The organism is Tropicimonas omnivorans, assembly GCF_031846565.1.
GTDB classification, from domain to species: Bacteria; Pseudomonadota; Alphaproteobacteria; order Rhodobacterales; family Rhodobacteraceae; genus Tropicimonas_B; species Tropicimonas_B omnivorans.
In genome coordinates, this window is record NZ_JAVRHL010000002.1 from 184,458 (window position 1) to 198,942 (window position 14,485).

Consider the following 14,485-nt stretch of genomic DNA (forward strand, 5'->3'; position numbering starts at 1 on the left):
TGCACATGGCATCAGCAGCAGAGCAAATGGCCGCCAACATGAGCTGGGGCGCGTTCGGCAAGGCGACCGAACTGCGCCGCCGGATCCTGTTCACGCTCGGCCTCCTGATCGTCTACCGCCTCGGCACCTACATCCCGGTGCCCGGCATCGACGGCGGCGCCCTGCGCGTCTTCATGGAGGATGCGGCCAGCGGTATCGGGGGCATCCTGTCGATGTTCACCGGCGGCGCGCTCGGCCGGATGGGTATCTTCGCCCTCGGCATCATGCCCTACATCTCCGCCTCCATCATCGTGCAGCTCCTGACGGCCCTCGTGCCCTCGCTCGAGCAGCTCAAGAAGGAGGGCGAGCAGGGCCGGAAGAAGATCAACCAGTACACCCGGTACGGCACGGTCTTCCTCGCGACGTTCCAGGCTTACGGTCTCGCGGTCTCGCTGCAGGCCGGCGAGGCGAACGGCATCCCCTTCGTCGCCGATCCCGGCCTGTTCTTCATTGCCTCCTGCGTGGTCACGCTCGTCGGCGGCACGATGTTCCTGATGTGGCTCGGCGAGCAGATCACCGCGCGCGGCGTCGGTAACGGCATCTCGCTCATCATCTTCGTCGGCATCATCGCCGAGATCCCGGGCGCGCTGGCGCAGTTCCTGGCCTCTGGCCGCTCGGGCACGATCAGCCCGGTTCTCATCATCGGCGTGATCCTCATGGTCATCGCCGTGATCGGCTTCGTGGTGTTCATGGAGCGGGCCCTGCGGAAGATCCACATCCAGTATCCGCGCCGGCAGGTCGGCATGAAGATGTATGACGGCGGGACCAGCCATCTTCCGGTCAAGGTGAACCCGGCCGGCGTCATCCCGGCGATCTTCGCGTCCTCGCTGCTTCTGCTGCCGACGACGATCTCCACCTTCTCCGGGGGGCAGTCCGGCCCGGTCATGTCGACGATCCTGGCCTATTTCGGGCCGGGGCAGCCGCTCTACCTGCTGTTCTTCGCGGCGATGATCGTGTTCTTCACGTACTTCTATACGCACAACGTCTCCTTCAAGACGGACGACGTGGCGGACAACCTCAAGAACCAGAACGGGTTCATCCCCGGCATCCGGCCCGGCAAGCGCACCGCGGATTACCTCGAATACGTCGTGAACCGCATCCTCGTGCTCGGCTCGGCCTACCTGGCGCTCGTCTGCCTCCTGCCGGAGATCATCCGCTCGCAGTTCGCGATCCCGTTCTACTTCGGCGGCACGTCCGTCCTGATTGTCGTGTCGGTGACCATGGACACGATCCAGCAGGTCCAGAGCCACCTCTTGGCCCACCAGTACGAAGGACTTATTGAGAAGTCCCAGCTCCGGGGCAAACGCCGGGGCGGGAGGAAAGGGACAGCACGCCGATGAACATCATTCTTCTTGGCCCCCCGGGCGCCGGCAAGGGAACGCAGGCCCGGACGCTCGTGGAGGAGCGGGCCATGGAACAGCTCTCCACCGGCGACATGCTGCGCGCCGCCAAGGATAGCGGGACCGAGATGGGCAACCGCGTGGCGGACGTCATGGCGCGCGGGGAATTGGTGACCGACGAGATCGTCATCGGCCTGATCGAGGAACGTCTTGCCGGCGACCGGCCGGAGGGCGGCTTCATCTTCGACGGGTTCCCCCGGACCCTGGCCCAGGCGGACGCTCTCGGCGATCTGCTCAGGCGCCGGGGCGAGACGCTCGACGCGGTGATCTCCATGCAGGTCGAGGACGAGGCGCTGGTGCGCCGTGTCTCCGGGCGGTTCACCTGCGGGAGTTGCGGCGAGGTCTACCACGACGAGACCCGGCCGACGGCGAAGGAGGGGGTGTGCGACCATTGTGGCTCCACGGACCTGCGTCGCCGCGCGGACGACAACGCCGAGAGCCTGAAGCAGCGCCTTCTGGAGTATTACAAGAAGACGAGCCCGCTCATCGGCTATTACTATGCCAGGGGCGAGCTGTCGTCCGTGGACGGGCTCGGCGAGATCGGGGCGGTGTCCTCGGCCATCTCGTCGATTCTTGACAAAGCGTAAACGCGGCGCTTGACGTCTCCTCCCGCTGGCAGTATTGGGCGACTTCCGCGCGTGGGAACACGATTCCCTCGCGCGTAATCTTATTTTCGGCCCGGTCGCCTTGAGGCACCCCCGGGTCGTCAGTTGTGAAAAAAGGTTCTGGCGTTACGGAACCGCAACCGGAAAAGGACACATCACTTGGCACGTATCGCTGGCGTCAACATCCCGACGGCGAAGCGCGTTCCCATTGCGCTGACCTACATCCATGGCATCGGCCAGGATTCCGCGAAACAGATCTGTGAGGCCGTCGGCATCGATTCGGCTCGCCGCGTGAACGAGCTGTCCGACAGCGAAGTTCTCCAGATCCGTGAGCATATCGATGCGAACTTCACCGTCGAGGGCGACCTGCGCCGTGAAGTGCAGATGAACGTCAAGCGGCTGATGGATCTCGGCTGCTATCGCGGCCTACGTCACCGCCGGAACCTCCCGGTGCGCGGTCAGCGCACCCACACCAACGCTCGCACCCGCAAAGGCCCCGCAAAGGCCATTGCCGGCAAGAAGAAGTAAGGGAGGACCACGAACATGGCACGCGATCGCCGTCAGACCACGCGCAAGAAGGTCTCCAAGAACATCGCCGCAGGTGTGGCGCATGTGAATTCTTCGTTCAACAACACCAAGATCCTGATCTCCGACGTGCAGGGCAACGCCATCGCATGGTCGTCCGCCGGCACCATGGGCTTCAAGGGCTCGCGCAAGTCGACCCCCTTTGCCGCCCAGATGGCCGCCGAAGATGCCGGCAAGAAGGCTCAGGAACATGGCGTGAAGACGCTGGAAGTCGAAGTGCAGGGGCCGGGCTCCGGCCGTGAAAGCGCGCTTCGCGCCCTCGCCGCAGCCGGCTTCAACATCACCGCGATCCGGGACGTCACTCCCATCGCGCATAACGGCTGCCGCCCGCCCAAGCGTCGCCGCGTCTGATCCGTCGAGATTATCGGGGTCGCCCCGGCTGCCACAGAGGCGGCTTGGGCGCCCCCTTTCGTCATTTTGAACCTCGGGCGTTCGCGGCCACGGACATGGGCCCCGAACAGGTATGGAGGCGACATACATGATCCATAAGAACTGGCAGGAACTCATCAAGCCTATGCAGCTTGAAGTGAAGCCTGGCAACGTGCCCCAGCGCTCCGCGACGGTCGTCGCGGAACCCCTGGAGCGCGGTTTCGGCCTCACCCTCGGCAATGCGCTGCGCCGTGTGCTGATGTCCTCGCTGCAGGGCGCCGCTATCACCTCCGTGCAGATCGACAACGTCCTGCACGAGTTCTCTTCGGTTGCCGGCGTCCGCGAGGACGTCACGGACATCGTCCTGAACCTCAAGGGTGTCTCGATCCGCATGGACGTGGATGGCCCGAAGCGCGTCTCGATCTCGTACAAGGGGCCCGGCATCGTCACCGCCGGCGACATCTCCGAGAGCGCCGGCATCGAGGTGCTGAACAAGGACCACGTGATCTGCCACGTGGACGAGGGCGCCAGCGTCTACATGGAGCTGACCGTCAATACCGGTAAGGGCTACGTCGCGGCGGACAAGAACCGCCCCGAGGACGCTCCGATCGGTCTGATCCCGATCGACGCGATCTACTCGCCGGTCAAGCGGGTCAGCTACGACGTGCAGCCCACCCGTGAAGGGCAGGTGCTGGACTACGACAAGCTGACGCTCAAGCTCGAGACCGACGGTTCCGTCAGCCCCGACGATGCCGTGGCCTACGCTGCGCGCATCCTGCAGGACCAGCTGTCCATCTTCGTCAACTTCGACGAGCCGGAATCGGCCCGTTCTGATGAGGGCGACGATGGCCTCGAGTTCAACCCGCTTCTGCTGAAGAAGGTAGACGAGCTCGAACTGTCCGTGCGGTCTGCCAACTGCCTGAAGAACGACAACATCGTCTACATTGGCGATCTGATTCAGAAGACCGAGGCAGAGATGCTGCGGACGCCGAACTTCGGCCGCAAGTCGCTGAACGAGATCAAGGAAGTGCTCTCGGGCATGGGCCTTCATCTCGGAATGGACGTCGAGGAATGGCCGCCGGAGAACATCGAGGACCTGGCGAAGAAGTTCGAAGATCAGTTCTGATCCGACGACGAGGGCTGGGGCGCCGTATGGTGCCCCGCCCCACGATCCGGGCATCTGCCCCAAGGAGAGCGGCCTGACACGCATCGGCCGCCGGACAAAGCAAAACACGTAAGGAGACCATCATGCGTCACGCCCGCGGATACCGCCGCCTGAATCGCACCCACGAGCATCGCAAGGCGATGTTCGCCAACATGTCCGGCTCGCTGATCGAGCACGAGCAGATCAAGACGACGCTGCCCAAGGCGAAGGAGCTTCGCCGCATCGTCGAGAAGCTCGTCACCCTCGGCAAGCGCGGCGATCTGCATGCGCGCCGTCAGGCCGCCTCGCAGCTCAAGCAGGACATCCACGTCGCCAAGCTCTTCGAGGTGCTCGGCCCGCGTTACGCCGAGCGTCAGGGCGGCTACGTCCGCATCCTGAAAGCCGGCTTCCGTTATGGCGACATGGCGCCGATGGCCATCGTCGAGCTCGTCGACCGCGACCCCGATGCGAAGGGCGCGGCGGACCGTGCGCGCCTCGTCGAGGAAGACGCGGACGATTAATCGTTTTTTCCTGCGCAATTCGCGCGGAAGAGAGAATGATGTGCATTGAAGAGGCGGCCCCATTCCGGGCCGCCTTTTTTTGGGCCTCACGCAAGGTTGACGTCAGGTCTGCGTGACAACACGGTGACCGGACCGGGTTTTGACGGCAACAAGGGGCGTAAATGGCCCACATGCCGCCATTAATCTTCCTTAATTGAATTGCGGCGCGTTGACCGAAACCTTGGCAACCTATCTAAAAAGGTATGCCTGGACATATCGGTATAGATCGCGAACTCGAGAAACTTGGGAAAATGTCTCCCGAGGGATACCATGCGGGTCTGCATATACGGTTTGTCGCGCCGCTGATCACGGTTTCGACCTATCGCCAGGAATGGGTCGATCATTACACCGCGCGTGGATATGCGCTCCGTGATCCGATGATCGCGTGGGGCTTCTCTACGGAAGGGAGCGCGCGCTGGAGCGCGCTCGGGATCCCGGATCCGTTCGGCATCCTGGACGAGGCCGCGGGCTTCGGTCTGCGCTACGGATGCGTTGTCTCCCGGGGGCCGCTCTCCTCCCGGACCATCGTCGGATGCTCCCGAAGCGACCGGGAGTACGATGACGACGAAATCGCCGCAATCGGGGATGTCGTCACCCGTCTGCATGCGATCACCGAACCGCCGGAAAAGCTGACACACGCACAGAAAGAGGCCCTGCGATTGATTGCAGCAGGGAATCGTCATGCTGCCGCGGCCGCGAAGCTCGATATTTCCGAGAGCGCGCTGAAGGCCAGGCTGACGGCCGCTCGAGCGCGCCTCATGGCCCGGACGACTGCGGAGGCAATCCAGAGAGCGCAGGAGAACCGCCTCATTTGAAGCCGGTCTCCGGTCTGCCCGCGGAGGACGGTACGGGGTTTTTAACCAGCAGCAACGAGGAAAGTCTGCTATGCAAGCCACCACGCTCTCTTTCGAGAACATGCACAATCACGGCGAGCTCTTCGCCAATCTTCTCAGGGCGAGACGGGACTCGTTCATCGTCCGCAACAACTGGGATCTGCCCCAGGCCATGGGCATGGAGTACGACCAGTACGACACGCCCGCGTCCCGCTGGATCGCGGTGCACGAGGAGGGGCAGGTGCTCGCCGGTATCCGTCTCACGCCCACCACCGCCCGCTGCGGGATCTATACATACATGATCCGGGACGCTCAGAGGGGCCTTCTGGACTCGATTCCCGCCGATCTGCTCGACTTCGAGGCGCCGGTGAACGCCGATGTCTGGGAAAGCAGCCGCGTCTTCGTCTCCAACAGCGTGCCGCACAAGATCCGCGGCCTCGTCCATGCCCAGCTCATCTCCGAGATGTGCAAGGCCGCGCGGGAGCTCGGTGCCGAGGAGGTGCTCTGCCTCATTCCCGCAAGCTGGCCCCGGTTCTCCAAGCGGTTCGGTCTCGATGCCGTGGCCGCCGGGCCCGTGATGCATATCGATGGCGCGGACACCCAGTGCGTGAAGATCACCCTGACCTCCATGGTCCACTAACGGCCCGCCCACTCCTTCAGGCGGGGCGCCTCGTCCGCAGGGCAGGACGATGCCCTACGCGCGGGTCGGGGCCGAGGGGCCTTCCGTCGCTGCGCTTTGACGCATAGATCAGGGCCATGAGCGATCTATTCAGCCATGGCCCCGGCGGGACAGAGACCGGCCAAGAGACGGCGCGAGACGGCAGGGGCGCACCGCGCCCGCTGGCCGACCGACTGCGGCCCGCGCATCTGTCGGAAGTGATCGGGCAGGATCATCTTCTCGGCCCGGACGGGCCGCTCGGCACCATGCTCGCCAGCGGACAGCTCGGCTCTCTCATCCTCTGGGGGCCGCCCGGCGTGGGCAAGACGACCATCGCCCGGCTCCTGGCCGACGAGACGGACCTGTCGTTCGTGCAGATCAGCGCGATCTTCTCGGGCGTGCCGGAACTCAGGAAGGTGTTCGACGCGGCCAAGGCCCGGCGCACGAACGGGCGCGGAACGCTGCTCTTCGTCGACGAGATCCACCGCTTCAACAAGGCGCAGCAGGACAGTTTCCTGCCCCACATGGAGGACGGCACGATCGTCCTCGTCGGCGCCACCACGGAAAATCCGAGCTTCGAGCTGAACGCCGCCGTCATGTCCCGTGCTCAGGTCCTCGTCCTCGAGCGCCTGGACGACGACGCGCTCGAGCGGCTCGCGCTCCGGGCGGAGGAGGAGATCGGCCACCCGCTTCCCCTGACGGACGAGGCCCGGGCGCAGCTTCTGGCGATGTCGGACGGGGACGGGCGGGCGCTTCTGAACATGATCGAGCAGGTGGCGGGCTGGCGTGTGGACGCGCCGCTGGATGCCACGAAGCTCTCCGCCCGCCTCACGCGGCGCGCGGCGCAATACGACAAGTCGGGCGAGTACCATTACAACCTGATTTCCGCCCTGCACAAATCCGTTCGCGGCTCAGACCCGGACGCGGCCCTCTACTGGCTGGCCCGGATGCTGAAGGGGGGAGAGGACCCGCGTTACCTCGCCCGCCGGATCACGCGGATGGCGGTCGAGGATATCGGCCTCGCGGATCCCCAGGCGCAGGCCTTCTGCCTCGGCGCGTGGGAAACCTACGAGCGGCTCGGCTCCCCCGAGGGGGAACTCGCGCTTGGCCAGGCCATCGTCTATCTCGCGCTCGCGCCCAAATCGAATGCCGGGTACGCCGCGTTCAAGGCCGCGATGCGGCTGGCGGGCGAGAGCGGGTCCGAGCCGCCCCCCAAGATCATCCGCAACGCGCCGACGAAGATGATGCGCGATCAGGGCTACGGTCAGGGCTATGCCTACGACCACGATGCCGAGGACGCCTTCAGCGGTCAGAACTACTTTCCCGACGGGATGGAGAGACCGGGCTTCTACGACCCGGTGGATCGCGGCTTCGAGCGCGATCTAGCCAAGCGGATGGACTATTTCGGCAAGCTCCGGGCCAAGCGGCAGGGGGAGAGCGGTTGACACCGCCGGGCCGGGGCGAAATGCACGCGCCATGATCTGGACCTTCGGACAAGTGGCCCTCGGCGGCGCGATCGGCGCGTCCCTGCGCTTCGGCGTGGGCGTGGCCGTGGCGCGCGCCCTGCCGCTCGGTCCGTCCGGCTTTCCCGTCGCGGTGCTTCTGTGCAACGTCGTCGGATCGGCCCTCATGGGGGCGTTCGTCACGCTGTCGGCGGAGAGGGGGCTGACCCACCTGGCGCCGCTTCTGATGACCGGCCTTCTCGGCGGGTTCACCACCTTCAGCTCCTTCAGCCTCGAGGCGGTGACGCTCTGGGAGCGGGGCGCGACGGCGCAGGCGGCGCTCTACGTGGGCATTTCACTGGGCCTGTCCCTGCTGGGGCTCGTCCTCGGAGCGGCATTGATGCGAGGAGCTCTGACATGAGCGGCGTGCAGACGATCACCGTGGGCGCGGGCGAAGGGGATCAGCGGCTCGACCGCTGGCTCAAGCGCCGTTTCCCCCATCTTGCGCAATCGCGCATCGAGAAGATGTGCCGCAAGGGTGAGCTGCGCGTCGATGGTGGCCGGGTGAAGAGCGGCGCGCGCCTCGAGGAGGGCCAGTCCGTCCGCGTGCCGCCCTTGCCGGAGCCCGGCGAGGTGAAGAGCGCGCCGAAGCCGAAGGTCACGGACGAGGATGCGGACATGATGCGCCGCGCGGTGCTGTTCCGGGACGATACGATGATCGTCCTGAACAAGCCCGCCGGCCTGCCGAGCCAGGGCGGGAGCGGGCAGGGCGGACGCCATGTCGACGGCCTTGCCGAAGCCCTGTGTTTCGACCTCGACGAGAAGCCGCGCCTCGTTCACCGGCTGGACAAGGATACCTCCGGCATTCTCGTTCTCGCCCGGACCCGGCTTGCGGCGAAGGGCCTCGGGGAGGCGTTCCGCCACCGCACCACGCGAAAGATCTACTGGGCCGCCGTCGCGGGCGTTCCCGTGCCCCGGATGGGCACGATCCGGTTCGGCCTGATGAAGGCGGCCGGCCATGGCGCCGGCGGCGAGGGGGAGCGGATGATCTGCGTTCATCCGGGCGAGATCGACACCACACCCGACGCCAAGCGCGCCACAACGGACTACGCGGTCCTGTCGGCCCTCGGCGGCCGCGTAAGCTGGGCCGCGCTCGTCCCCGTCACCGGCCGCACGCACCAGCTTCGCGCGCACATGGCCGAGCTTGGCCATCCGATCATGGGCGACGGAAAATACGGCGGTTCGGGGCAGGAAAACCTCGGCGATGGTTGGGGCGCCAGCATGGGGGGCGATCTGTCCCGCAAGTTGCACCTCCATGCCCGCTCCCTGTCGCTGACCCATCCCGAGACCGGTGCGCGCATGAATTTCGTGGCCCCCCTGCCGGAGCACATGGCCCGGACCTGGGATACCCTCGAATGGCGCGCGGGCGACGTGCCTGACGATCCGTTCCGGGAGGACGAATGAGCGCGCCTCTCAAACTCGTCGTCTTCGACATGGACGGCACCCTGGTCGATTCCCAGGCGCATATCCTGATGGCGATGACGGAGGCGTTCCAGTCTGCCGGACGTCCCGTGCCGGAGGCGGCCGCCATCCTCGGCATCGTCGGCCTCTCGCTGCCGCAGGCGATCGAGGTGCTCGTGCCGGGCATTGCGGAGAGCAACCGGGATGCGATGGTCGAGGCCTACAAGCGGAGTTTCCGCGCGCAGTTCGCGGGCGATGGGAGCCACGCGCTCGCTCCGTTCTATCCCGGCACGCGGGAGATCGTGGACCGGCTCGCCGGGGAGGACGACGTCCTTCTGGGGCTTGCCACCGGCAAATCCCGCAGGGGCGTCGACAGGATTGTCGAGGCGCATCGCATGGAGGGGCTGTTCCAGACCGTCCAGACCGCGGACGATCATCCGTCCAAGCCCGCGCCGGGGATGCTGCTCGCCGCCCTTGCGGAGACGGGCTGTGACGCGGCGCATGCGGTGATGATCGGCGATACGAGCTACGATATCGAGATGGGCCGCGCCGCGGGTTTCCGCACGATCGCGGTGAGCTGGGGGTACCACGCCCCAGAGCGTCTCGCGTCCGCCGAGCCGGACGCGATTGTGGACGATGCGGCTGGCCTGATGCGCCGGCTGGATGAGATATGGGGGCGCCGATGAGCGAGTGGCGGGCGAAACGATTCTGGACGACGTCTTCCGTCGAGGCTGAAACGGCGGGCTTCCGGGTCGAACTGGACGGGCGGCCGATCCGGACGCCTGCGAAACAGCTTCTGGTGCTGCCGTCGGAGGCGCTTGCCCGCGCCGTCGCGGCGGAGTGGGACGTGCAGGCCGACGTGATCGATCCGGGCACCATGCCCGTCACCCGCGCCGCCAATGCAGCGCTCGACAAGGTCGCTTCGAACCGTGACGGCCTCATCGAGGGGCTGGCGAGCTACGGTGCGACGGACCTTCTGTGCTATCGCGCGGAGGAGGACGATCCCTTGCGCGCGCTGCAGGACGAGGCCTGGGATCCGCTTCTGAACTGGGCCGAAGCGAGTTTCGGCGTCGCGCTGGTCCCGACCTGCGGTGTCGTGCCCGTGGATCAGGACGCAGCGTCACTTTCCCGTCTCTCCGCGATTCTAGAGCAGCAGGACGACTTTTCCCTGACCGCGCTGTCCGAACTCGTTTCCCTGTCCGGCTCCCTCGTGATCGGCCTCGCCGTGATCGAGGGTTTGTTGCCGGACGAGGAACTCTGGCGCCGCAGCCGCGTCGACGAGGATTGGCAGGAAAGCCAATGGGGACGGGACGAGGAAGCCGCCGAGACCGCCGCCCTCAAGCGCGGCGAATTTCTCCGTGCCGCCGAATTCTACCGCCTCTCGCGCCCCGGCGCCTGAAGCCGCCTCGGGGTGCGCTTGCGCGTGGCGCGGCGGCATTGAGCCTGGGGCCTGAGCAATTGCCCAATTCCCGGGCGTCACCTGCATTGACCCACCGGAACGCCGACCGCTGTCACCCAACCGGGGTACAGCACCCTTGACCTTTTTTTGGGATTCCGCCCAAAGTTGGTGCGCCGGGAGGAGGCAGCCGCTTTCACCCGCCAAGTTCGGGTCCGTCTGACGGGCTCCTATAAATTCGGTCCCCGCCAAGTGGGGCCTGTCCATCAGGAAGAGGTAAACATGAAGACATCCGTATTTCTCGGCGTTCTTGCGGCCAGCGGCCTGACTGCCGGTATTGCATCGGCGCAGTCCGAGACGCTGCAGGAGGTCCAGGACCGCGGCACGCTGAACTGCGGTGTGTCCACCGGGCTTACCGGCTTCTCGTCCCCCAACTCCAACGGTGAATGGGAAGGCTTCGACGTCGCGGTCTGCCGCGCCGTGGCCGGCGCCGTTCTCGGCGATCCGCAGGCGGTCGAGTTCGTGCCCACGACCGGACAGACCCGCTTCACCGCGCTCTCCTCCGGCGAAATCGACGTTCTGGCCCGCAACACCACCTGGACCTTCAGCCGCGACAACGACCTGAAGTTCGAGTTCACCGGCGTGAACTATTACGATGGCCAGGGCTTCATCATTCCCAAGGATCTGGGTGTGTCCTCCGCCAAGGAACTCGACGGCGCCACGGTCTGCATCCAGACCGGCACCACCACCGAGCTGAACCTTGCGGACTACTTCCGCTCCAACAACATGGAGTACGAGCCGGTCCCGATCGAGACCAACGCCGAGGCTCAGCAGCAGTACCTTGCCGGCGCCTGCGACGTGTACACCACGGATGCCTCCGGCCTCGCGGCAACCCGCGCGACCTTCGAGGATCCCAGTGCCCACGTGATCCTGCCGGAGATCATCTCCAAGGAGCCGCTCGGCCCGCTCGTCCGCCACGGTGACAACGAATGGGGCGACATCGTCCGCTGGACGCTGAATGCGCTGATCGCTGCCGAAGAGTACGGCGTGACCTCCGCCAACGTGCAGGACATGGCCTCCTCTGCGGGTGACAACCCCGAAGTGAACCGTCTGCTCGGCACCGAGGGCGACCTCGGCGCGATGATCGGCCTCGACGCCGACTGGGCCGTCCAGGCGATCCTCGCCGGCGGCAATTACGGCGAGATCTTCGAGCGCAACATCGGCGAGACGACCCCGGTCGGCCTCGCGCGCGGGCTGAACGCCCAGTGGACCGATGGCGGCCTGCTCTACGCCCCGCCGTTCCGGTAATATCCCGACAGGGGAAGGGCGCGGCCATCGCCGCGCCCTTCTTTGTATCAAGACCCCCAGGACAAGCTGACACCGGCCGCGACGGCTGATGCCATTCGCGTGCCGACTAGGCCGACCGAATGAAGAGGGCTCCCGTATGTCCGCGATTCCCGACCAGCCGGCGAGGGACAAGTTCCAGCTCAGCCAGCTCATCTACGACACGCGCTACCGATCGCTCACGATCCAGATATTCGCGTTCATGCTTCTTGCCATCGCCCTGTTCTGGCTTGGTCGGAACACCGTCATCAACCTCGCCGCCCTCGGCAAGGACTTCGACTTTGGCTTTCTCGGCCAGCGCGCCGGGTACGACATCAACCAGTCCCTGATCCCCTACAGTTCCGCGTCGAGCCACGGCCGCGCGGCGCTGGTCGGCATCCTGAACACGATGCTCGTCGCGGCGCTCGGCTGTACGCTTGCGCTCGTCGTCGGCACCATCGCCGGCGTCCTGAGGCTCTCGAACAACTGGCTCGTCGCGAAGATCATGACGGTCTACGTCGAGATGTTCCGGAATGTGCCGGTCCTTCTGTGGATCATCGCCTTCTTCGCGATCCTCAACGAAAGCACGCCCTCGCCGCGGGATTTCGGAGAGAATGGAGACGCGTCGCTCCTCTTCGGCTCCATCGCGGTCACTAATCGCGGCGTCTACATCCCGCGTCCCACGCCCCTCGACGGGGCCGGTTGGGCTGTCTGGGCCCTCGTGGCCATCGTCGTGGTGAGCATCGCCGCTATCATCGTCTATCGCGGGTACGCCAAGCGTCAGCAGCAGACGACGGGACGCATCCTGCCGGTCTTCCGCGTCTCGCTCGCGCTGTTCTTCGCCCCTGCCATCATCGCGTTCTTCCTCCTCGGAATGCCGCTCTCCCTCGACTATCCCGAACTTGGCGGCTTCAACTTCCAGGGCGGGATCATGATGCGAAACTCGCTCATCGCCCTCTGGCTCGCGCTCTCGCTCTATACCGGCGCGTTCATCGCGGAGATCGTGCGCGGCGGCATCCTCTCCGTCTCCAAGGGGCAGACGGAGGCGGCCTTCGCCCTCGGCCTGCGCCCCAGCCGCACGATGAACCTCGTCATCCTGCCGCAGGCGCTGCGCGTCATCATTCCGCCGCTGATCTCGCAATTCCTGAACCTGACGAAGAACAGCTCGCTCGCCATCGCCGTCGGCTACATGGACGTGCGCTCCACGCTCGGGGGGATCACGATCAACCAGACGGGACGGGAGCTGGAGGGGATGCTCCTCCTCGGGCTCTTCTACCTCGTCCTGTCGCTCGTCATCTCGGCGAGCATGAACTTCTACAATTCGACCATCAAGCTGAAGGAGCGGTGAGATGAGCGACCTGCACGCGCAAACCGTTCCCTATGTCCGCGAGAGCATGGTCCCGCAGGGCGAGCCGCCCGCGACCGAACGCGGCGCCGTGAAGTGGATGCGGGAGAACCTCTTCTCCTCCTGGTTCAACGCGATCCTGACGATCATCGGCCTCGCCTTCGTCGCGTGGGTGCTCATGCACATCGTCCCGTGGTTCTGGAACTCCATCTGGTTCGCAGGGTCGCTGACCGCCTGCCGCGAGATCAGGGATGCAACCTGGGGCGCGGGCGCCCCGTCAGCCTGCTTCTCCGTCATCACTGACCGTTGGCAGCAGCTTCTGCTGGGGTTCTATCCGTCGGAGCTCTACTGGCGGCCGATCACGGCGCTTGTCCTCTTCGGCGTCGCCGTCGCGCCCGTCCTCTTCACCCGCGTGCCGCGGCAATTGCTCTGGTTCTCGGCGATTTATCCCGTCGCGATGGTCTGGCTGCTCTGGGGCGGGACGATCTGGCCCTACCTGCTCGTCCTCGCGGGCTTCGCGCTCGGAGTGCCAGCCTACCGGATCGGGGCGAAGGCCGTCGCCCCGCTTCTTGGCGTGGTCGCGGCCATCGCCGTGCCGATCCTGTTCTGGGTGTTCGTCCTGCCGCCCCTGTCCGGCGCCCTGTCCAGCGCGCTTCCCATCGGGCTGGAAGCCGTGCCGAGCCGTGCGATGGGGGGCTTCATGCTGTCCTTCATCATCGGCGTTTCGGGCATCGCCCTGTCCCTGCCGCTCGGCATCCTGCTGGCGCTTGGCCGGCAATCGCACCTGATCTTCATCCATGCCGTCTCGGTTGCCTTCATCGAGCTGATGCGGGGCGTCCCCCTCATCGTGTGGCTCTTCACGGCGTCGCTTCTGCTGAACTACTTCCTGCCCCCGGGCACGACGTTCGACCTCACGCTCCGGGTCGTGATCATGGTGACGTTCTTCGCCTCGGCCTACATGGCCGAAGTGATCCGGGGCGGCCTCGCCGCGCTTCCGAGGGGGCAGTACGAGGCCGCGGATTCGCTCGGGCTCGATTACTGGAAGGCGATGCGCCTGATCATCCTGCCGCAGGCCCTGAAGATATCCATCCCCGGTATCGTCAACACCTTCATCGGGCTCTTCAAGGATACGACGCTCGTCGTCTTCATCGGCCTTCTGGATCCGATCGGGCTCTCCAACGCCATCCGTGCCACCACGGACTGGAACGGGATCTACTGGGAGCTCTTCATCTTCATCGGCGCGCTGTTCTTCATCTGCTGCTTTGCCATGTCCCGCTACTCGATGTATCTGGAGCAAAAGCTCCGGACAGATCACCGCTAAGGAG

The 14,485-nt window shown here is 65.6% G+C and carries 16 protein-coding genes; all 16 read left to right on the forward strand.

Annotated elements, in window-relative coordinates; all coding sequences use genetic code 11:
• The first annotated feature begins 5 nt into the window (after window positions 1–5).
• The 16 genes from secY (at window position 6) to RM543_RS06280 (ending at window position 14,481) form a co-directional block, all read left to right on the forward strand.
• Window positions 6–1,379, forward strand: coding sequence for a preprotein translocase subunit SecY (gene secY, locus RM543_RS06205; RefSeq protein ID WP_116086981.1), 1,374 nt, complete (start codon window positions 6–8; stop codon window positions 1,377–1,379).
• Window positions 1,376–2,026, forward strand: coding sequence for an adenylate kinase (locus RM543_RS06210; RefSeq protein ID WP_311690032.1), 651 nt, complete (start codon window positions 1,376–1,378; stop codon window positions 2,024–2,026). The genes secY and RM543_RS06210 overlap by 4 nt, the downstream gene beginning before the upstream one ends.
• Window positions 2,027–2,203: 177 nt before the next feature.
• Window positions 2,204–2,572 (forward strand): 30S ribosomal protein S13, encoded by a 369-nt coding sequence (gene rpsM, locus RM543_RS06215; protein ID WP_116086986.1) that lies wholly within the window; start codon window positions 2,204–2,206, stop codon window positions 2,570–2,572.
• Window positions 2,573–2,587: 15 nt separating this feature from the next.
• Entirely contained in the window at window positions 2,588–2,980 is a 393-nt protein-coding gene (gene rpsK, locus RM543_RS06220; RefSeq protein WP_311690033.1) for a 30S ribosomal protein S11, read from the forward strand.
• Window positions 2,981–3,107: 127 nt separating this feature from the next.
• Window positions 3,108–4,124 carry a DNA-directed RNA polymerase subunit alpha gene (locus RM543_RS06225; protein ID WP_116087261.1) on the forward strand — a complete coding sequence of 339 codons (1,017 nt, stop codon included), beginning with the start codon at window positions 3,108–3,110 and terminating at the stop codon, window positions 4,122–4,124.
• Between the two features lie 122 nt (window positions 4,125–4,246).
• A complete protein-coding gene (gene rplQ, locus RM543_RS06230) occupies window positions 4,247–4,663 on the forward strand; it encodes a 50S ribosomal protein L17 (protein WP_311690034.1) in 417 nt (138 codons plus the stop codon).
• Between the two features lie 242 nt (window positions 4,664–4,905).
• Entirely contained in the window at window positions 4,906–5,517 is a 612-nt protein-coding gene (locus RM543_RS06235) for an autoinducer binding domain-containing protein (RefSeq protein ID WP_432280435.1), read from the forward strand.
• A gap of 70 nt (window positions 5,518–5,587) precedes the next feature.
• Window positions 5,588–6,175 carry an acyl-homoserine-lactone synthase gene (locus RM543_RS06240; protein ID WP_311690036.1) on the forward strand — a complete coding sequence of 196 codons (588 nt, stop codon included), beginning with the start codon at window positions 5,588–5,590 and terminating at the stop codon, window positions 6,173–6,175.
• A 116-nt stretch (window positions 6,176–6,291) separates the two neighbouring features.
• Window positions 6,292–7,638, forward strand: a complete 1,347-nt coding sequence (locus tag RM543_RS06245; protein WP_311690037.1) for a replication-associated recombination protein A — start codon at window positions 6,292–6,294, stop codon at window positions 7,636–7,638.
• Between the two features lie 31 nt (window positions 7,639–7,669).
• Window positions 7,670–8,056, forward strand: a complete 387-nt coding sequence (locus tag RM543_RS06250) for a fluoride efflux transporter FluC (RefSeq protein ID WP_311690038.1) — start codon at window positions 7,670–7,672, stop codon at window positions 8,054–8,056.
• The gene (locus RM543_RS06255) at window positions 8,053–9,099 is read left to right on the forward strand and encodes an RluA family pseudouridine synthase (protein ID WP_311690039.1); all 1,047 of its coding nucleotides are present in this window, start codon (window positions 8,053–8,055) and stop codon (window positions 9,097–9,099) included. The genes RM543_RS06250 and RM543_RS06255 overlap by 4 nt, the downstream gene beginning before the upstream one ends.
• A complete protein-coding gene (locus tag RM543_RS06260) occupies window positions 9,096–9,782 on the forward strand; it encodes an HAD-IA family hydrolase (protein ID WP_311690040.1) in 687 nt (228 codons plus the stop codon). Before RM543_RS06255 ends, RM543_RS06260 begins: the two co-directional genes overlap by 4 nt.
• A complete protein-coding gene (locus RM543_RS06265; protein WP_311690041.1) occupies window positions 9,779–10,495 on the forward strand; it encodes an ATP12 family chaperone protein in 717 nt (238 codons plus the stop codon). The genes RM543_RS06260 and RM543_RS06265 overlap by 4 nt, the downstream gene beginning before the upstream one ends.
• 279 nt (window positions 10,496–10,774) lie before the next feature.
• Window positions 10,775–11,800: an amino acid ABC transporter substrate-binding protein gene (locus tag RM543_RS06270; RefSeq protein ID WP_311690042.1), complete on the forward strand. Its 1,026-nt coding sequence runs from the start codon at window positions 10,775–10,777 to the stop codon at window positions 11,798–11,800.
• Window positions 11,801–11,936: 136 nt separating this feature from the next.
• Window positions 11,937–13,163: an amino acid ABC transporter permease gene (locus RM543_RS06275; protein WP_311690043.1), complete on the forward strand. Its 1,227-nt coding sequence runs from the start codon at window positions 11,937–11,939 to the stop codon at window positions 13,161–13,163.
• Between the two features lies 1 nt (window position 13,164).
• On the forward strand, window positions 13,165–14,481 hold the full coding sequence (locus RM543_RS06280) for an amino acid ABC transporter permease (RefSeq protein WP_311690044.1): 1,317 nt from the start codon (window positions 13,165–13,167) through the stop codon (window positions 14,479–14,481).
• Window positions 14,482–14,485: the final 4 nt, after the last annotated feature.